The organism is Spiroplasma phoeniceum P40 (assembly GCF_003339775.1).
Taxonomy (GTDB): Bacteria; Bacillota_I; Bacilli_A; order Mycoplasmatales; family Mycoplasmataceae; genus Spiroplasma; species Spiroplasma phoeniceum.
The window spans coordinates 92,298-110,884 of sequence record NZ_CP031088.1 but is presented as its reverse complement, the minus strand read 5'-3'; the positions used below and the strand labels follow the sequence as shown (position 1 = coordinate 110,884).

General features: G+C 24.5%; 24 protein-coding genes and 4 pseudogenes. 13 read left to right on the top strand and 15 right to left on the bottom strand.

Annotated features, from left to right (window positions below; translation table 4 throughout):
• Window positions 1–10: 10 nt before the first annotated feature.
• Both SDAV_RS00740 and SDAV_RS11635 read right to left on the bottom strand, forming a co-directional pair.
• Entirely contained in the window at window positions 11–1,258 is a 1,248-nt protein-coding gene (locus tag SDAV_RS00740; protein WP_114564167.1) for a hypothetical protein, read from the bottom strand.
• 617 nt (window positions 1,259–1,875) lie between these two features.
• Window positions 1,876–3,741, bottom strand: a complete 1,866-nt coding sequence (locus tag SDAV_RS11635; protein ID WP_186823417.1) for a hypothetical protein — start codon at window positions 3,739–3,741, stop codon at window positions 1,876–1,878.
• Window positions 3,742–3,924: 183 nt separating this feature from the next.
• On the opposite strand from SDAV_RS11635, the pseudogene SDAV_RS00730 reads away from it, so the two are divergent.
• Window positions 3,925–4,452, top strand: a pseudogene (locus SDAV_RS00730) (IS30 family transposase); the annotation flags it as partial.
• 58 nt (window positions 4,453–4,510) lie between these two features.
• Here SDAV_RS00730 and recA read toward each other — a convergent pair.
• Together recA and SDAV_RS12755 are read right to left on the bottom strand one after the other, a co-directional pair.
• Window positions 4,511–5,566: pseudogene (recA, locus tag SDAV_RS14555) on the bottom strand (recombinase RecA).
• Window positions 5,567–5,797: 231 nt separating this feature from the next.
• Window positions 5,798–5,923, bottom strand: a complete 126-nt coding sequence (locus SDAV_RS12755; protein WP_245938434.1) for a CinA family protein — start codon at window positions 5,921–5,923, stop codon at window positions 5,798–5,800.
• A gap of 110 nt (window positions 5,924–6,033) precedes the next feature.
• On the opposite strand from SDAV_RS12755, the gene pgsA reads away from it, so the two are divergent.
• From pgsA to SDAV_RS11630, 5 genes are all read left to right on the top strand, one after another.
• Window positions 6,034–6,744: a CDP-diacylglycerol--glycerol-3-phosphate 3-phosphatidyltransferase gene (gene pgsA, locus SDAV_RS00715; RefSeq protein ID WP_114564166.1), complete on the top strand. Its 711-nt coding sequence runs from the start codon at window positions 6,034–6,036 to the stop codon at window positions 6,742–6,744.
• On the top strand, window positions 6,728–7,531 hold the full coding sequence (locus SDAV_RS00710) for an SDR family NAD(P)-dependent oxidoreductase (RefSeq protein WP_114564165.1): 804 nt from the start codon (window positions 6,728–6,730) through the stop codon (window positions 7,529–7,531). The genes pgsA and SDAV_RS00710 overlap by 17 nt, the downstream gene beginning before the upstream one ends.
• A gap of 1,000 nt (window positions 7,532–8,531) precedes the next feature.
• Window positions 8,532–8,765 carry a pentapeptide repeat-containing protein gene (locus SDAV_RS00705; RefSeq protein WP_114564164.1) on the top strand — a complete coding sequence of 78 codons (234 nt, stop codon included), beginning with the start codon at window positions 8,532–8,534 and terminating at the stop codon, window positions 8,763–8,765.
• 282 nt (window positions 8,766–9,047) lie between these two features.
• Window positions 9,048–9,170, top strand: a complete 123-nt coding sequence (locus SDAV_RS13825; RefSeq protein WP_281268815.1) for a hypothetical protein — start codon at window positions 9,048–9,050, stop codon at window positions 9,168–9,170.
• A gap of 14 nt (window positions 9,171–9,184) precedes the next feature.
• A complete protein-coding gene (locus SDAV_RS11630) occupies window positions 9,185–9,334 on the top strand; it encodes a hypothetical protein (RefSeq protein WP_186823416.1) in 150 nt (49 codons plus the stop codon).
• Window positions 9,335–10,052: 718 nt separating this feature from the next.
• On the opposite strand, the gene SDAV_RS13820 is transcribed toward SDAV_RS11630, so the two are convergent.
• From SDAV_RS13820 to SDAV_RS00685, 4 genes are all read right to left on the bottom strand, one after another.
• Complete coding sequence (locus tag SDAV_RS13820) at window positions 10,053–10,181, bottom strand: hypothetical protein (RefSeq protein ID WP_281268814.1); 129 nt, start codon at window positions 10,179–10,181, stop codon at window positions 10,053–10,055.
• Between the two features lie 218 nt (window positions 10,182–10,399).
• A complete protein-coding gene (locus SDAV_RS00695) occupies window positions 10,400–11,161 on the bottom strand; it encodes a hypothetical protein (protein WP_114564162.1) in 762 nt (253 codons plus the stop codon).
• Between the two features lie 169 nt (window positions 11,162–11,330).
• Entirely contained in the window at window positions 11,331–11,930 is a 600-nt protein-coding gene (locus SDAV_RS00690) for a hypothetical protein (protein WP_114564161.1), read from the bottom strand.
• A 267-nt stretch (window positions 11,931–12,197) separates the two neighbouring features.
• A complete protein-coding gene (locus SDAV_RS00685; RefSeq protein ID WP_114564160.1) occupies window positions 12,198–12,620 on the bottom strand; it encodes a hypothetical protein in 423 nt (140 codons plus the stop codon).
• A gap of 411 nt (window positions 12,621–13,031) precedes the next feature.
• Between SDAV_RS00685 and SDAV_RS13815 the strand changes: the two are divergent.
• The 6 genes and pseudogenes from SDAV_RS13815 (at window position 13,032) to SDAV_RS11615 (ending at window position 14,725) form a co-directional block, all read left to right on the top strand.
• Window positions 13,032–13,182 (top strand): annotated as a pseudogene (locus SDAV_RS13815) (hypothetical protein).
• Window positions 13,183–13,191: 9 nt separating this feature from the next.
• The gene (locus SDAV_RS00675) at window positions 13,192–13,485 is read left to right on the top strand and encodes a hypothetical protein (protein WP_114564159.1); all 294 of its coding nucleotides are present in this window, start codon (window positions 13,192–13,194) and stop codon (window positions 13,483–13,485) included.
• Window positions 13,475–13,621, top strand: coding sequence for a hypothetical protein (locus tag SDAV_RS11625; protein ID WP_186823415.1), 147 nt, complete (start codon window positions 13,475–13,477; stop codon window positions 13,619–13,621). Before SDAV_RS00675 ends, SDAV_RS11625 begins: the two co-directional genes overlap by 11 nt.
• Before the next feature lie 359 nt (window positions 13,622–13,980).
• On the top strand, window positions 13,981–14,169 hold the full coding sequence (locus SDAV_RS11520) for a hypothetical protein (RefSeq protein WP_151202486.1): 189 nt from the start codon (window positions 13,981–13,983) through the stop codon (window positions 14,167–14,169).
• A gap of 221 nt (window positions 14,170–14,390) precedes the next feature.
• A complete protein-coding gene (locus SDAV_RS11620) occupies window positions 14,391–14,549 on the top strand; it encodes a hypothetical protein (RefSeq protein WP_186823414.1) in 159 nt (52 codons plus the stop codon).
• Window positions 14,550–14,554: 5 nt separating this feature from the next.
• Window positions 14,555–14,725: a hypothetical protein gene (locus tag SDAV_RS11615; protein ID WP_186823413.1), complete on the top strand. Its 171-nt coding sequence runs from the start codon at window positions 14,555–14,557 to the stop codon at window positions 14,723–14,725.
• Window positions 14,726–14,904: 179 nt separating this feature from the next.
• Here the strand turns inward: SDAV_RS11615 and SDAV_RS00670 are convergent, their stop codons facing one another.
• Window positions 14,905–15,063 (bottom strand): hypothetical protein, encoded by a 159-nt coding sequence (locus SDAV_RS00670; RefSeq protein WP_186823412.1) that lies wholly within the window; start codon window positions 15,061–15,063, stop codon window positions 14,905–14,907.
• 24 nt (window positions 15,064–15,087) lie between these two features.
• Here SDAV_RS00670 and SDAV_RS00665 point away from each other — a divergent pair.
• Window positions 15,088–15,495: pseudogene (locus SDAV_RS00665) on the top strand (spiroplasma phage ORF1-like family protein); the annotation flags it as partial.
• Window positions 15,496–15,631: 136 nt separating this feature from the next.
• Here SDAV_RS00665 and SDAV_RS00655 read toward each other — a convergent pair.
• The 6 genes from SDAV_RS00655 to SDAV_RS00630 form a co-directional block, all read right to left on the bottom strand.
• Window positions 15,632–15,868: a hypothetical protein gene (locus tag SDAV_RS00655; RefSeq protein ID WP_015967964.1), complete on the bottom strand. Its 237-nt coding sequence runs from the start codon at window positions 15,866–15,868 to the stop codon at window positions 15,632–15,634.
• Window positions 15,868–16,263, bottom strand: coding sequence for a hypothetical protein (locus SDAV_RS00650; protein WP_114564158.1), 396 nt, complete (start codon window positions 16,261–16,263; stop codon window positions 15,868–15,870). The genes SDAV_RS00655 and SDAV_RS00650 overlap by 1 nt, the downstream gene beginning before the upstream one ends.
• On the bottom strand, window positions 16,256–17,269 hold the full coding sequence (locus tag SDAV_RS00645) for a hypothetical protein (RefSeq protein ID WP_114564157.1): 1,014 nt from the start codon (window positions 17,267–17,269) through the stop codon (window positions 16,256–16,258). The genes SDAV_RS00650 and SDAV_RS00645 overlap by 8 nt, the downstream gene beginning before the upstream one ends.
• Window positions 17,269–17,436: a DUF2649 family protein gene (locus tag SDAV_RS00640; RefSeq protein ID WP_334199342.1), complete on the bottom strand. Its 168-nt coding sequence runs from the start codon at window positions 17,434–17,436 to the stop codon at window positions 17,269–17,271. Before SDAV_RS00640 ends, SDAV_RS00645 begins: the two co-directional genes overlap by 1 nt.
• A 189-nt stretch (window positions 17,437–17,625) precedes the next feature.
• Complete coding sequence (locus tag SDAV_RS00635; RefSeq protein ID WP_114564156.1) at window positions 17,626–18,075, bottom strand: DUF3627 domain-containing protein; 450 nt, start codon at window positions 18,073–18,075, stop codon at window positions 17,626–17,628.
• Entirely contained in the window at window positions 18,059–18,400 is a 342-nt protein-coding gene (locus SDAV_RS00630; RefSeq protein ID WP_114564155.1) for a hypothetical protein, read from the bottom strand. Before SDAV_RS00630 ends, SDAV_RS00635 begins: the two co-directional genes overlap by 17 nt.
• Between the last annotated feature and the right edge of the window lie 187 nt (window positions 18,401–18,587).

Here is an 18,587-nt window from a genome sequence, read left to right as displayed (position 1 = left end):
CATCAACTTCCTATTTTAAAATATTAATGCCATTATTAAAATTATTAATAAAAGTTTGGAGCATTAATTCTTCTGCTGAATTTCGTGGTTGTTCAAACCTATTATAATAATAAATATTAATTAAATCTTTTGTTTTTTGATTTAGTTTATCATAATATTTTTTTTTAATTAAAAAATGGGTTCCTTGATTAAGGATAATACTTGATAAATAATTTTGTCATTGTTTTTCATTTTTATTTTTTTCTTCTCATTCAGCAAAGTAAGTATTTAAAATCCGATTATTTTTATGATAAATAAAATGAATTTCCCCTTTTTTCGCATTATTAACTAATCTTGTGTATAAAATTTTATTTGGTAAAAACGGATTATTCGGTGAATTAATTGCTTGAAAAGTGATTGGAGTTAATTGTGCTAATAGAATATCATTGCAGACAATTGAATGAATTTCTTTTGGCAAAGTTATTTTTTTAACAACATAGTTATGTTGTTGATTATCTAAATCATTTAATAAACGTGATAATTCTAATTGATAAACTAACGCTAATTTCATAATTCGGCGAAGTTTAATTGTTAAAATCACTTGTTCAGCAACACTTAAACTATAATAATAATTAATATATGTTTCATAAACTTCTTGATGATCCACTAAATTATCGTTAATATTCATTAATAATGCTTCTAACTGCGGTACAAGCGTTTTGTTTGACTGAAGATATTCATTCAAATGTTTTTGACAAAAAACATTAAAAAAATAAGGTACTTTCTCTGTTGATTTTAAATCTAAAAAAGATGTTTTAATATTTTTAAAAAAATGTTTAGAATGATAACGATTTAAATAATAATGATTTTTACTAATATCAAGCGAATAAAGATTATGCTGACCAACTTTATTATTACATTCTTGTAAAATACATTTTTGTTTAATACATTTTTTTAAAACTTGTTGATAATGCTTTGTTTCTTGTTCAATATATTGTTCTTTTAATGTTAAGTCCCCTACTGCTTGTAAAATTGAAATATATTGAGCACGATTTTTAGTTGAATTTAATACCTTCGTTTTGCAACAATTTGCATATTGCTCATTACTTAAACAAATACATGCTTCATTATCATCAAAAGTAAAAATTGGTCGATAATGTTTATGCAAATAATCTAATTGATCATCATCTAAATAATAACTTTTTAATAAAGCATCAAACATTTCTTGCTCGGAACTTTTAAACGTATCTTCCAACTGCTTTTCTAATCCATTTTGCATGTAAAATAATTCCCCTCTGTTGTTTATACTCTATTATAATTATAAACTTATCTAGTTAATTTTGCTATAAAAAAAGCGTTTTACTAACAGTAAAACGCCCAAAGGCAACATATAGATTTTTTCCACCAACATTGCAATTAGTTATTATTATTAAATAATTTTATAAACAATTACTTTAAAAGTAATATTTTGGACCGTTAAATGATTATACAATTATAAAGAGTGCTTATTTGCAATGTTGGTTTCATTTTGTAGTTTTTTACAAAGGAAACATATAATTAAAAACATAATTAATTACTAAGATTGGACCATATTAATAACTAATTAGTCTTTATGCAACCTGTTTTAACTACATTGTTATTATATTTTATTTGCAAAAATTTTGCAAGTATTTTTTAATTTAACAAATTATTTTATAAAAAAGATTTAAAAAAATAATTTTTTCTTTTTTAAAGATGCCAATAAAATAAAGATTTTTGAAAAAAATTTAGTTATTAATTTATCCATTCTAGAAAAAATAAATATGTTAAGATATTAGTAAAGGAGTAAAATATGAGAATTTTATTGATTGGGGCTCAAGGTAAATTGGGTCAGAAACTTATTAATGAAATTATCAATTATAATAACCTTACCATTACTAAATTTGTGGGCAATGCCAGCGATTTTGAACAACTTAAATCCCAAGCAATTGGGTTAGCACTCATAAACCCATTAAGTCATGGAAAATTAGGTCATTTATCATCTTGTGTAATTGTTAAATTACCAATTCAGTCCCAAGGAATACCAAACGAAACAAAATTTAAAAACTTTCCAATAGCAGGTATCGTAAAAGGATTAAAAACTAATTTTTGCGTATAGTTTAAAGGTAATACGGTAATTTGGCGATTAATAAAATTATTCATATTTAAAATATCTCAAATATTACATGAACCCATTTTATTATATTCAATTTGAACTTGACCAATAGTATTACCAAATTCATCTTTTCTTCTAAAATAAGATGATGCTTGGGTACTAATAATATTATTAATAGTTCCACTATTTACTTTTACTTTATTTGGTAGTGTTATTTTTCAACTTTTAGACCAATAAGGTTTAGAATTTGCCCCCTCTTCACTAATAGTTGTTCCAACAGTTGGATTAGTTGCTGTTGATGTTGTTTTATCTGTTATTATCATACCTTCATTATTTTTTTCAATTCAAAAATCAGACATTGATTGAATATGTTCTTTTCAATCTTTATAACCAGTAATAATTGTTGGTTGAATTCCTTGAATGTTATTTCAACTTACTTCGGGTGATGCATAAGTATTTATTTTATCAGGTGGTGTAGGAAACATATTATACATTAATAAATCTCTTGAATTCATTACTTTTTTATTAAATTCACCCTTAATAATTGGTCGCCCAATAACAGGCATATCAAATAAAATAGGATTACCATAAAATTTAACTGCCATTGCTCTAACACCTGGGTCTTTTAATAAAATCTCATCTAATTCAACAATACCTTTATTTAATTTTTCATCATAAGTTATTTTAGGAAAACAATAACCCTCACCTGGGGCACTTGTTTGTATAAATTGTCGTACTGATAAACCACTATGACTAATTTTATCATTAATACTTGAAAAGGTAATTTCTTGTCATAAAAAACTACCATCATAAGGTGAATAATAATTAATAACATTTGAGGGATATAATCATTGTCTATCTTGGGGAGAAGAATTAATATCACCACCACCAATATTTAAACCACGGTCATTAAATACAGTATAAAAATTATAATAATCATTAATATTTAATTTATCAGCATCTTCATCTAAAATTAATAAAGTATATTGTCGTTCTGTTGATTGTTGAGTAAATACTTGTTCAAATTTTGCTTCACCAAATTGAATAGAACTTCTATCATCAATCATATAAGCATCTCAATATTTACCAACTTTAACTTCTTTTGTATAAAAATTATCTGCTTTATTATCATTATTTTTATTATCATTATTCATAAAATAACTTAATTTATATTGTTTTAAGTATTCTAACATTTTATTAATATCATAAATATTTTCACCATCAATTAATTTTCAATAATTATTTTCATTTTCATCTTTTAATTTTATTGCAAAAGGTTTTTCATTATTGGCTCATATCGTTGAATTAACTGGTTGATTTTTAAAATCATCAATAGTTAAAATATTAATTTCTTCACCTTTATATTTTTGAACTATTTTTAAACTGCCTTGTCATTGAGCAATAGTACTTTCCATATTATCAAATATTCTTGTATAACTACCATAATCACTAGGTTTAGCATTATTAGGTTTTCACCCTGTTTCAGTATCAGGAATATATGAACTATAAACATTAAAAGGAAATACCATTCAATGACGATTATTTCGGATGTCTTCTCTTATATCCATTAAAGTATCGTGGGCTTGTCTTCTTAATTCTTCCATAACACCTGGACTAATTCTACTCATTTGTTAATCCTCCTTTATTTCTGTTCTACCTTGGATAGCATTTTTATTATTACCAGTTTCATCATATTCTAGTAATTTATTATTATGTTCTATTTCTTTGGTTTGTATTTTATCTCAGTATTTTTCAATTTTTTCAAAATATTTTGTTGCTTCTAATTCATCAATATTATCATATTCAGTAAAAGACCTGATAATCGTGGCAAATTAGATGAAAGATTTAAGTCAATTTGAGATATTGAAAATAAAGTTTCTAATGTTGGATGACTTGAAGCGGATACAGTTGTTGGAAAAGACCATAAATCTGCTGTTTTAGTTTTAGTAGAACAATCAAGTAAAAAATACTTTGCTATGAAATTAGAAAATCATACTGCTAATGAAGTTGTAGAAAAGTTTAAAGATATTGTTATAAGTAATAATTTAATTGGAAAAATTAAAGGAATAATAACTGACCGTGGGAAAGAATTTAGTAAATGAAGAGAAATGGAAATATTTACTGAAACACAAGTATATTTTTGTGACCCAGGTTCACCTAATCAAAAACCATTAATTGAAAGAATTAACCGTGAATTTAGAAAACGCTTTCCTCTTGGAACTGATTTTAATAATGTTAGTCAAAAACAAATTGATTGAGTAGTTAATGTTATAAATGAAAAACTCCGACCGTGTTTAAATTGAATAAGTGCAAAAGAAATGTTTTTACAGAATATTTAAAGAATTTATTAATTAAAATTTTAATAAATGCTTTTTAGTGTGATTAAATATGGTTAAATTAAGCTATATTTATAAAATATTTTAATTTTTTAAAAAAAGAGTTGCATTTATTAAAAATGATGTTATTATCAAAATAACAAGAGATTAATTGGAGTTTAGATTTACATAATACGTTATTAATAATTTGTTGTTGAATTTCCAAAAAAACTTCTGGATTTATTTTTAAATATTCTTTTACACGTTCTCGGCCTTGACCAATTTTATTATTTTGATAAGCATATCATGCCCCGGTTTTTGCTAAAATATCATATTTTACTGCTAAATCAATTAATTCATAATATTTATCAATTCCTTCATTATAATTAATATCAACAAGAGCTGTTTTAAAAGGCGGTGAGACCTTATTTTTAACCACTTTAATTTTTACTTCTTTATTGGCGGTTGCTACTCCTGCTGTTGTTAGTGTTTCAGTACGACGAACATCTAATCGGACAGAAGCAAAAAAAGGAAGAGCACGCCACCCTGCTGTTGTTTCAGGATTACCAAATAAAACACTAACTTTTTAGCGAATTTGATTAATGAAAATAACGATTGAATTTGTTTTATTAATTACTCCGTTTAATTTTCGTAAAGCTTTACTCATTAAACGTGCTTGTGCGCCAATTGTTACATCACTCATTTATCCCTCTAATTCTACTTTGGGCACTAATGCGGCAACAGAATCAATGACAACTAAATCAATTGCATTCGATTTAACAAGTGTTTCTAAAATATCTAATGCTTGTTCACCTGAATCAGGTTGGGCAATAATTAATTCAGCAATATTAACACCAAGTTTTTTAACATAATTTGGATCTAAAGCGTGTTCAGCATCAATAAAGGCTCCTCTCCCACCATTTTTTTGTACTTCAGCAATAGCATGTAATTATAGAGTTGTTTTTCCTGATGATTCTGGCCCAAAAATTTCAATAATTCGCCCTTTAGGATAACCACCAACTCCAATTGCTTCATCAAGTAATAAACTTCCAGTTGATACAGCTTCAATTGTTAGGTTGCTTTTATCCCCTAATTTCATAATAGAGACTTTACCATATGTTTTTTCGATTTCTTTCATTACTGTTTTTAAAATTTCATCTTGGTCAAAGGTTTTTTTTCAGGAGGAACTGGTTTATTATCTTCCATTATTTTATTCTCCTTTCTGTTTATTTTTATCTTTTTTTACTACTAATTCCTTGTTCTTTTTCTAAAATTTGTTGTAAATGTTTAATTATTGTTGTAGTAATTATTGATTGGGAAACATTACCAAGTTTAATTTTAATGTCATTAGTATAAGTAACAATACTGCCTAAAAAACATGACTAGCATTTTGAACATTAGTTATATAATGACTAAAAAGACCTCATGTTATTGATTCATATGCTGCAATTGTCATTTGTTTTTGTTGAAGTAATTGTACTAGTTCTTTAATCATTTTTCCCCTCACCTCATAAACTTTCTTTAATATTATACATTTGTATAATATAATATGTAAGTAATATTAACATATCAAGAATAAGATATTTTTAGAAAAGAGGACTTAAAATGAATTGAGCTAATCGTATTACATTAATTCGGATTTTTTTAATCCCAGTTATTATTGCTTTAATGGTAATTGTTACATTTGAAAATAGTTCCTTATATAATGGATGAGATCAATGATTAACAATTGAAGGAGATAATTTTACTTATTCATTACCAATTAGTTATTTAATTGCTGGGATTTTATTTATTATTGCTAGCTTAACTGACTTATTAGATGGTTTTATTGCTCGTCGCTACAATCAAGTCACAACATTTGGCAAATTTTTTGATTCAATCGCCGATAAATTACTAACAAATACTGTTTTAATTGTCTTTGCTTGTGCAAACATTATTCCAGTTTGAATGGTTGTATTGTTAATTGCTCGCGATTTTGTAATTGATGTTGTTCGCCAAATTTTAGCAACACAAAAAGTGGTGATGGCTGCTAATCAATTAGGACGTGTGCGAGCAGCAATGGAGATGTTTGGAATGACAATTTTATTTTTTATTGGTTTTCGTATGTTTAATGGTCATTCTTTAAAAACAGGCCAATGAGATGAATTTGGTTGAGTAAACCAAATTATTATGATTCCAATGTATTTAGCAACGGTATTATCATTAGCGGCAGCAGGAAATTATATTTTCTTAAATCGTAAAACATTATTTGATATGACAGTTATTAAAAAACCAAAATTAGAAAATGGTCAAGAAAATAATGAAAAAAACAAATAGTAATAGTTTAGAATGAGCTGTTGTTACTGGTGCTAGTAAAGGATTAGGATATTGTTATTGCGAAGAATTATTAAAACTTGGTTATAATGTTGTTGCTGTTGCTCGTGATACAACCCCTGTTACTGCTTTACAACAAAAATATCCAACACAAACAATTAAAATGATTAATTATGATTTAAGTAATTTAGAAAATTGTGAAAAATTATTTAATGATGTTGCAAAAGATAATGTAACAATTTTAATTAATAATGCTGGATATGGTGTATGAGGTTATTTTAATGAATCTAGTTTAGAGCAAGAAATGAATATGATTGATTTAAATATTAAAGTGCTCCATATTTTAACAAAATTATTTGTACAACGTTTTATAGTGCAACAACAAGGACGTGTTTTAAACATTGGTAGTTTAGCGGCATTTACGCCAGCCCCAGTTTTTGCTAGTTATTATGCTTCAAAATCTTATGTCTGAAGTTTGGGAGTGGCGATTAATACGGAATTGAAAAAAACAAAATCACCAGTTCGAGTTATTACCTTATGTCCAGGACCGTTAAAAACTGATTTCTGAAATCGAAGTAGTAACCAGAAAGACGCAAAATATCATTCAACAGTGAAAGTTATGAAGACATCTACTTATGCTCGAAAAAGTTTACTAAAAGGATTAAAAGTAAAAAGAAAAAATTATATTGTAACAGGTAGTGTTAATAAAATTGTAAAAAAATTAACAAAATGAAGTCCCCAAAATTGAGTATTAACATCGGTTTACAATTATCAAAGAAAAAGAAAATAAAAACAACAACAATGTTGTTGTTTTTATTTTTTATATTTCATGTTCTTTATCTGATACATATCCTTCATCAATATTATCAATTTCGTCTTGTTTTGGAATATTAGATTTTATCTTTTTTTCTCGCAAAACAAAATCTCCCCCATTTTCTTTTGCTATTTTAGCAAGGGCTTCATAATATTGTTTTTCTAATTCAGCATTAGTCGTTTTTAAATTATTGACTAATTCTTTATAACCTTCAATATGTTCTTTATATTCTGCTATTTCTGGTAGTAAGAAAAAAGCTTAGGTTTTATAAAAAATATAAATAAAGTAATTAAATACAAATTAAAGTAATCGCTTATTAAAGCGATTTTTTTATTTGCATTATTCATTAGATAGTATCTTTAAAATTAAAAATTAACCTATTTTTCCCTACAAATTAGTTAATTTTTATAATTTCCTTTCTGTGATTTATTATATTTTTTCGGTTTAACAACTAATAATATCATTTTTAATAAAGGTATTATCTGATGAATAATGCAATCTAAAACTTAATATTTTGATGCTTAAAAATGGATAACTCATCTATGGCACGAAGCCTTAAAAAAGTGTGAAAGCGATTGGATTTACTACTCCTATTTATTTCTTTAATTCTCGGCGGGGTTAGTCGCCCGCGAAATGTCAGAGCGTGTGTTTTTGCTTGCTTCATAAAAAGAGTGCTGTTAAACCGAAAAAAACAATATCGGACACTAAAAAACAAGAGGGAGGAGCTCCAAAAGGTTATTTTCTTTATATAAAGTTGTGTAGGGATGGATGAAGCGTAATTAATAACTGGGTAAACTGTTTTTTTGTTTATTTCCGTGGGGGGTAAACTCTATCAAAATATCCTATCCGCCCCCGCTCACCCCCGAAGTGAAGCGGGCGGCGAAGTAATTAAATACTAAAATAAATTATCTACTAAATATCAAAATATTAACCAATAAAGGAATACTATGTTTTTTTACAGAAAGAAAATTATAAAATGAAAACATTACAAGATTTAATTAAAGATTTAACAGATATTACTGTTGAAGAACAAAAAATAAATGAATATTTAAGCAGAGAATTTTTAGATTTACAATGTGCTAAATTACAAGATGCTGATTTAAGAGGTGTTAATTTATCTTTTGCTGATTTACGAGATGCTGATTTAAAAGATATTAAAATCACTAAAAAACAATTAGACCAATTAATTGTTATTGAGGATGATGAATAATGAATATAACAGAATGAATTAAATATGAAAAGTTAGAAAAAGAAAATGAAGCACTTAATAGCAAAATACGAACACTTAAAGAATAAAATGAAGCACTTAAAAAAGAACTTGCTGAGTTAAAACAACAAAAATTATATAAAGAAGATTTTAAAGAATTTTATTATTGTATTAATTGTGGAGATGAATTATCTTTTGATCGGTGCAGAAATTGTGGTTGAAAAAGAATAATTGATTTAAAAGATAATTCAAAATATAACAAATTACTTAGTAAGGATGTGAAATATGAAAAGGTTAAATAAAAAAACTATTAACAAAATAAATGAATTAATGCTTAGAAGTTATCCAGTTTCAAAAGACAAAATTACTGATGAACACTGAACATTAGGTTTACGCAAAAAGAATTAAGGAGTATAGATAAAATGACAGAATATAAAAGTTTGTATATTAATAAAACTTGAGATGAAATAACAACATCATTTGATTGAGTTAATTGTCAACCTATTATATTAGTATTAAGTGATGGTGAAAAACAAATTAAAAAAATTTACAAAGCCATAAAAAAAATATAAAAATAACACTTGTATTATATAGTTTCGATAAATTTCATTTAGTAAAAAGATTTAAAGACTTATTCCCATATCGAAATAGAAACAAAATTCATAGATTAAAATATAAATTAGCAAAAATATATTTTTTTATTGGAAATTATGAAGCCTTATTAGATTTTTTAATTTGTTATTTACCCTATGTTATTGACAACAAAAAGAAATTTTTATTAGAAACTATTGAATTAATTAAAAATAATAAAGATGGTATTGAAAATCAAGCATTAAAATATAATATTGGTTGTCATATGGAGGGCGATGTTTCACAATATATTAAGGCTGTTAAAGATCGTGATGCAAAAATATATTGTAAATAAACATTTAATAATATGTTATTTGCTTCAATGTTAAGACTTAATAGCAAAATTAATGAAGTTAAAGTTTAAAAAAATATTCAAAATAAAGAAAAAATTAAATTTAATATTTTTTATTTAAATAAAAGACAAAACCAATTTTTATCTTTATAAAAAACTTTTTAAAATTAGTAATAACTTTAAAAAGTACTTTTTATTGTTGTAAAATTCATAATTTTATAAAATTATTTATCTAATTAAAAATTATTTTTTTTAAAAAGTTGAATTTTTTATAAATTTTGTTATCATTTGTCATAAGCAAAACTTAATTTGTTTCTAATTACTTAATTTTATTAAAAACATAAGAATAATGAATACTACCCTATTTATTATTTTAAGAGATGAATAAAATTTTCTGATCTCTTAATAGTTTCAGTTTTGTCAAAACCCATTTTAATTAAAACATGATTAATTGCACCACGCGCTACTTTAAAAACTTGTGATAGATCACCAATCACTTTCCAACTTACTCTTTTTAGTTTGTTTTTTACTTTCATATTAAATTTTTCTTTTAATAAAAAGTCATTTATTTTAAAATATTAAATAATATTTTAAAATCATATATAATAAATTTATTCTACCATATTTTTTGTAAAGTTTATATTTAATGATAAACAAACTAGTTTTTTGCTGCAGCAATTTATTAATTATATATAAAAAATACCTAATTTTTATTTTATCTTGTATTCTCATCAATATTTTTATTATTTTCATTTTCGTGTCCTATTGAATTTAATTGTTCATTAACTGATTTAATTTGTTCTTTTTGTCAATTTGATAAGTTTGGTTTAATGGTAGGATTGGGAATTATTCTGTTTGTAAAACTTCTTGGTTTTGGTTCCACTTTTCGTAAATTATTTTTTACTCTCATAATTTCTCCTAATAAATCATTAGTTTTAGTATTTTTAGTAAGATTCTCTGATTTTATTTCTGTTTTTCTTAAATTATTTTTTACTCTCATAATTTCTCCTAATAAATCATTAGTTTTAGTATTTTTAGTAAGATTCTCTGATTTTATTTCTGTTTTTCTTAAATTATTTTTTACTCTCATAATTTCTCCTAATAAATCATTAGTTTTTGATTGTTCTAAAATTTGATTTGATACAACTGTTGTTTGTGTATTTTGATTTTTAACGTCTGGTACATCTTTACTTTGCTTTGAAAATAAAGTATCAAATTCAGCAAGAATATTTTTATAAAATTCTATAAGTTTTTGATTATTAATTTCGTCTTTACTATAATCATTTTCAAGATTGTTATTTTTTAAAAGTGCTAACTTTTCTAACAATTGCTCTTCATTTTGTTTATTTTTAAGTTTTTTATTTTTTTGAAATTTTAAAATTAATCATGAAATTAAAGCACCTAACGGACCAAATATAAATGAAGAACAAATAAAAAAAGAAGTTTTGTAAAATTTTTTCTCATCTTTATTTGCCATATTTCTTGCATTACTTTCTATAATTTTTTAAGTTATTTACTTATAATAAAAGTCATATACTAAAGAAATAATACAATATTTAATCATTTCTCGCAATACTATTCTAAAAAAAAAAAAAAAAAATCAATTAAAAAATTGATTTTTAATAAAAAAGAAATCTTGTTTTTTACTATCGACCATATGATTCATCTTCTTCAGTTTCTGTTGTTAAATTTTGATTAAATTTTGTTCGTGGTAATGGTACTGGTGCTTTTGCTACTGTTTTTAATGATGATTGTTTTTCTTCTGCTAAAAAACTATTTAATTCGGTTAGCATAGCTTTATATTTATTAGCTTCTGTTTGATCATTACCATATGTTTTCTTTACTTGTGGTTTTAATGGTTCTACTAAACCTTTAATTTCTGGATTTGGTGTAGATAACAAATCAATGTTTGATTTTAATTGTTCCGGTTTTAATGGTTCTACTAAACCTTTAATTTCTGGATTTGGTGTAGATAACAAATCAATGTTTGATTTTAATTGTTCCGGTTTTAATGGTTCTACTAAACCTTTAATTTCTGGATTTGGTGTAGATAACAAATCAACTTTTTGCATTTCTTCATTTAAAAATTTACTTATTTCAACTTCTACTGCATTCAAAGTTCGTGTTGTTGCTTGTTGAACCTGACTTTTATTAAGACCAAGTTTTGTTAACATTGTCTTAATTGATTTTCTAATTGATCGATAAGATTCTTTTAAATATCCTTTAATTTTTGATGTAATTTTCATCTTAAATTATTCTTTTTCTATGTTTAATTAATCTAATAAAATAATTAATTAAAGTCATTTATTTAAAAATATAGTTAATATTTTTAAAACCATATACATTTTATAGATTATCATATTTATCGTAAATTATCATCTAAAATTAAAAATTTTAGAAATAATTTATTTAATTCTTTTTAATTGCTTTTGGTAAAAGAATGTTTATTATTTTAGTTTTACCAGTAGCACGATTTTATCCTACAAGTTGCAAATGGATGGTGCGTGGTTCTGTTAAATTAATATAGTATTTTTTTCAGAAACATTTTTATTTAAATAACATGGTTGAAAATCTTTTTCAAAATTTTTAATATAACCAGCATTTTGTATTTTAATATCATCTTTTGTTAAAGATTGATCAATATTATGAAGTGCTTCATATACTTTAATTTTCGTTTGTTCTCATCATTCATCTTTACTAACACATGTTGGATTTTTTGCTAGTATTCTTTCTGGTGAATTTATTATTTCTATTTTACTTATATCTATTTTTTTATTCTTGTTTGGTTCTGCTGGTTTATCATCAGTTGTATCTTCTAGTTTTGTTTCTTCTTCCAATTGGTTATTTTTAGGATAAGTACAACCACAAGCTATCATTGAAATTGTACTTAAAGTTGATATTGAGAAAGATGTTAATAATATAAACAGTTTTTTCATTTTAATATTGTTTTTTCCTTTCTAATTTTCTAATAGTTCAACTAAATTTAAACTATTAATAATGTATTATAAAAAAAATTATTATGAATAAAATGACTAGTTTTGTTCGATCTGTAAAATCTAAATTTTTAATTGAATTATGTAAAATGAAGTGCAACAAATCAACTTTGAAAGGAGTTGATTTTTTAATGGAAAGAAAACATTATTTTATTTTGCGGTCCTTAGTAATTAAGTATGGAAAAGATAATGTTATTAATACTGTAAATAAAATAGTAATTAATAATGTAAAAGAAAATGAATAAATTATCCGTGTAATTTATTAGCGGTAATTTATTCAATATTGTTTATTTTGAGCTTAGCGAACACGCAGAGCGTGACGCGATATTTAAAAATTTTGAAAGGAGATATATTATGCCAACTTGATTAACGACAATATTTAGTGTTGTTATTATTATTAGGGATTTTTGCTTGAATTGGTTTATCAATTTATCAAAAAATTAAACAAATTCGAGGAAAGAAAAAAGAAAAAAAAGAAATTGAAATAAAGGAGGATAAAAAATAATGTTAGGTATTGTATTTAACAACAGCGGTTAATTTTTTAACAGCACCTACACCTAAAACTATGACTGAGGGTATGACTGGGATTTGAACTGGTTTGACTAGTGCATTATGAAAAGTTAAAGAAGGTATAACAAATATTTTACCTGAGATAATGGTTTTCTTAGGTGAAGCGTGAATTATATTAATTCCATTTGCTATATTTTGTATGTATAATGTACGATGAAGCGACAAAAAAACAACTCTTGTTAGGGTTGTTTTTTTATTTGAAATAAAACAACTCCTAAAAGGAGGTAATGATAATTAAACAACAAAAAATATGTGATGTTAATGATTGTTATCAAGTAATATCATTCATTACTGAAAAATTTTTATCAAATAAAGTTTTATGAACTTGTGAAAAACATAGAAATTTATTGAATAAAGTAAAAGATAAAACATAAAAGCAATTTTATCAAAAACTAGAAAATTTAAAAATTATCTTTGATTATGAAACTGGTTTTTTAAAACTTTGATTTTATAAAACTTAATGCAGAGTGGGACGGTTATTTTAAATAACTAAGTGCTTCCATAAGAACATGAGTTTATACTCATTCCCACATCCGTCCGAGGCAAGTACTGAAATAGTGTATGAGAAAAAAGGAAAATCGGGGCTGGTTAATAACTAAGCCATAGTCGTGATAAGTCCAAGGTTAATATCGAACGACAATAAATATTGAGATAGTGACTTAAATAATTAAATTTGCGAAATGTGTGGTTGGTTGGAGTTTAAAAAAAAGATAGCATTCGGTCCTTCATATGGATGCAAGTAAATTTAATTTCAAAAACTGAGCGTTGCATCCCTGAAAAGGGAACGGAAGAAGGAAGACAATATATGTCTGGTGGAAAACAAATAAAAATAGTTGTATATTTACAAAATACAAAATATAGAACAATTAACATACCGCCACCGCTCACCCCCAGTGAAGCGGATGGCGTAGTAAATAAATAGATAAATACTTATATAACTAATTCTCGCTTCGGCACTTTCACTTGCGAGTGAGTGCCAGCGAGTTAAAACTAGGAGGTTTATATGAAAAAAAATCTGTCTTAAACAAAGGTACTGAGGTTATTTCTTTAAATGTGATAAACAAAATAAATATATTATTACACACAATGAAATTACTGATGAACATTGAGCATTAAATAAAAAGAATTAGGAGGAATTAAATTATGAATAAAAGATACTTATTAATAATTAAAAATGAATATTTATCTACTTATGCTTATTACACACTAGAAAAAGCAAAAGTACGAGAAAAAATTGAAAATAATAATTATGGCTTATCAACGGCAATTATTGATTTAAAAGATATTGAATGAAAAAGGTAAATAATATGGAAAAAATAAAAAGAAATATTGCTAAATTATTAATTTCAATAAATGATGGTGAATTTGATGGATATGGGCAAAACACTATAAGTGTAGTATACCACACACATTTTAAAGATTACAAGAAAATAACAAAAATAATAAAAATATTTATTTATAATAAAAAAATATCATAAAATAAATAAATAAAAAATATAAAATTAAACACACTAAAAAATAATTTATTAAATTTTAATTAATAAATACATATTTTATTATTTTAATAACATATTTTATGAGTTAATTTACATATTATTAATTAATTAAAATATAATAAACTTATTTAGTTTAAACACAAAAACTTAATAATTTAAAATTATTTAATTAAACTTAAACTATTCAAAAAATTAAATGGTGTCTGAAAATTTAAAGACTTATGTACTCTTTCAAAATTATAAAAATAATAATAATCATTTAATTTATTCTGTAAACTAACTGCATTTAATATTTTTTCTTCAAATATGAAATCTTTCAATCTTACCGTTTAACTGTGGAGATCGAACAGTTAGATATTAAATTATATTCAGCATTTAAAAATCGGTTTTATACGATTAATAATTATGGTAGTGTTTTTAATTATGATTTTTCGGTTGCTAATAATTATAATATTAAATTAAATTCTGGTTATGTTTTTGGCGGTAATTTACAAAATAAATATGGTTTGCAATATAAAAAAATTGAAGAACAAAAAATCGGTTATAATGTTTTTGAATTGCAAGCACAAAAAGAGAATGATATGTACCGATATTATGATTTTAATTTTGGAATTTATAACTGACAAGAGATTAATAATGGTGGGTTGTTTCCCGATAAACAATGATGACAAGTGCAATATGTAACGCCAGAGGGTTGATGAGATTTTGGTGCTCATATTAAAAATGCGGTGATTTGAATTGTCAATACTATATTCTCTTGTTTAAGCATATAATGCTCCTCATTTAAGGGTCTAAACGCCGTTAAAGTAATAAATGGAATAACCAAACCCAAAAAACTTAAAATAAATATGGCAAATAAAGATAACGATTTTTTCATAAACTCAACTCCTAACTATACAATGTTTTTGAAACAATAAACCCAACAATATATAAACTTGATATCGTTAACATTAACGGATGACTAAACAAAACTGCCATTCTACCAAATAATCAAATCAACCAAGTATCAGAATTATATAAATCCATAATAATATTTTTTGCTGATGTAAATTGATTAATAATAACAGTAATAAAACCAGTACCAAATATCGCAATCGCCGCCACCAATAAAACTAATTTAATCATTACTTTTTATCTCCTTTAAATTTAGTACTTCTAATATTTTTCGCTTGATATCTAATACTTTGTCGTTTAAGTTCTTTTTTAACTTGCTGCTTATTACTATTCTGATAAACATTTTTACCAACATTAATACCTTTTCGTACAGTTGACGAATATACTTGCGAAACACCATTATTAACTGTCGAACCTAAATTATTATATTGTGTTGATGTACCGTGAATTGCATAAATAGATAATTTAATAACCATAAAAAAGACTAAAAAATAAGCAATCGATGTATTTGTCATCGGTAATTTTGTATTTCAAATTACATCAAAAATAAACAAAAATATATCAAAAACAAAACTAAAAATCTTGTCTCAATTACTATTATTATTTTCAACTAATAAATTAATCATCTTTACCATTTCATTTCTCTTTTTTAGGTTTTAAATTCTTTTTCAAAATATCAATATCAAACAATTTTAATCGTTCTTTAACACTTAACTTTGTGATTTCCGACCAATAATATTCTTTTTTATTAACAATTTCGTCATTCTTTAAATCACGCACAAATTTTAATCATTGACTATCATATTTATTCGCAAATTCAAGGGGAATAATTATTTTAAAAAACCGAATTCCTAACCCAACATCCGACTTATGTTTTACTCTTTTACCTTCTGCTCTTCGTTCTACTGATTTTGTTTTTCAAATTTCATAATCCGTTATATCTTGAAAAATCCCAATTCGCATAATAAAGAAACGATTAAAAAAATTAAATCCTTTTTTAGCAACGGGTTTTTTCAATGAAATTGGAATAATAATCCCACTTGCTAACTGGCGAATATTATTTCAAATCATACCCTCACGCTGAGCAGTAAACAACGCACGATGTCCAAAATGTCTCGCTAAAACAATTCACGGTATTTTACCACTATGAACTTTTTTCTCATCATGTGGACTAGTTCCATCAATATACAAATAACTTTCATCAAATAAAATAACGCTATCATCGGGTGGGACTAGTTTTGTTCGATCGGTAAAATCTAAATTTTTAAATGTTAAAACTTTAACTTTATCATCTTCTAACGGATAATTACTATAAATTTCATCTGTCAATAATTTCATAGTTTGTGACAAATAAGTTAAAAGTAATGTTTTACCAGTTCCTAACTTACCAATAATTACCGATAACGGATTATCTCAAACAAAATTCACTAACCGAAAAGCATTTAACTGATAAAAAATATTTTTTCACAATCATCACACAAAATATACACATTGCAAAGCAAATAATATTCAAAATACTAAACCAACACAATAAAAAGAAATTATCCAAAGTAATAAATCAATTAAACTAAACAAAAACATTGAACCACTAATATAACAATAGTTTTTAAAGAAAAATATAAACTTTTTCATTATTTAAAATACCCAACTATTTTAAAAACCATTCACAAGAAAAACCAAGTTAAAAACAAAATCACAATTCAAACACCAACCATCAAAGTTAAATATTCATTTTGCGTTAAATTCCACATTGTAATACTTTCAACATTCGCCTTATCTATAAACAAAAAGATATAAATAAAAAACTCTTTGAATTCTTATCAATCATTTTGCATTTTTAAAAACTCCACATTTTTTGAATAAGTTTAAAAAACATTCCAAAAAACAAAACAATAAATAACACAAACGATATAACATATAAAAACTCAGGGGGCATTTGAACCAATAATATAACTAACAAATTGAACTCAATAATCATATAAACTCATTTAATTTAAACTTTCTAAATCATTAATTAATTGTTCTTCTTTTTCAACACTTCAATTTGTTAAATTATTATTGTTATTATTTGCTTTTACTTTTTTAGGTTCACTTAAAAATAACGCTTTTTTCATTTTAGTAAAATAATTTTGTTTATATTGATTATATAAATTGATTAATTCTGTTCCAGTTAAATATTTTCAAATATTTCGCTTTAAATTTTCATCATATTTTACAATAGGATAAGAATTATCATAAATCAAACCGATTGCTACTTGTTCCGAATGTTTTTCACTCGAATAAATAAACTTATTACTCAACCAAAAACCAATATGACGATTATGATTGGGTAAATTAATAAAACTTGCTTTATCTGTTGTAAAAGGGATAAATTCCTTACTAATAAAATAATTTTCTATATTCTGATTTTTCTTAACAAAATTACTCAATTTTATCATCTCCACTTCTTAGCATTTTACCTTCTCATAATTTTCCAACTATATTTTCTAACGGTAATAATTGCTTCTTAAATACTGTAACTTTAAATTCCTTAACTTCTGATATATGCTCCATAATTACAAATGGTAAAAGTACAACAAAAAGCATTAAACAACCTGAAATACCTATAATATCTCCTACATTTAAAGACCAAATTATAAAAACAATACAAAGACCAGAAATAATTAATATAGCAAAATAAATAGAAACAAAAACAAAATTCATAATAATAAATTCTTTTTTTAATTTTTTATATTCCTTAGTTGTTTTAAATTTCATATCCATAATATAGTCTCCTAACTAAATATTTGTTTAATAAACAATGTTATAAATAATGTTTATATAATGTTTTTTAATTGTAATAAACACTGATTATTAACAATGTTATATATAATGCTAATATATTGTTTATTTAATGTTTAATAAACATTTTTAATAAACATTGTTAAATATAAAAATAATAAAAATTGGC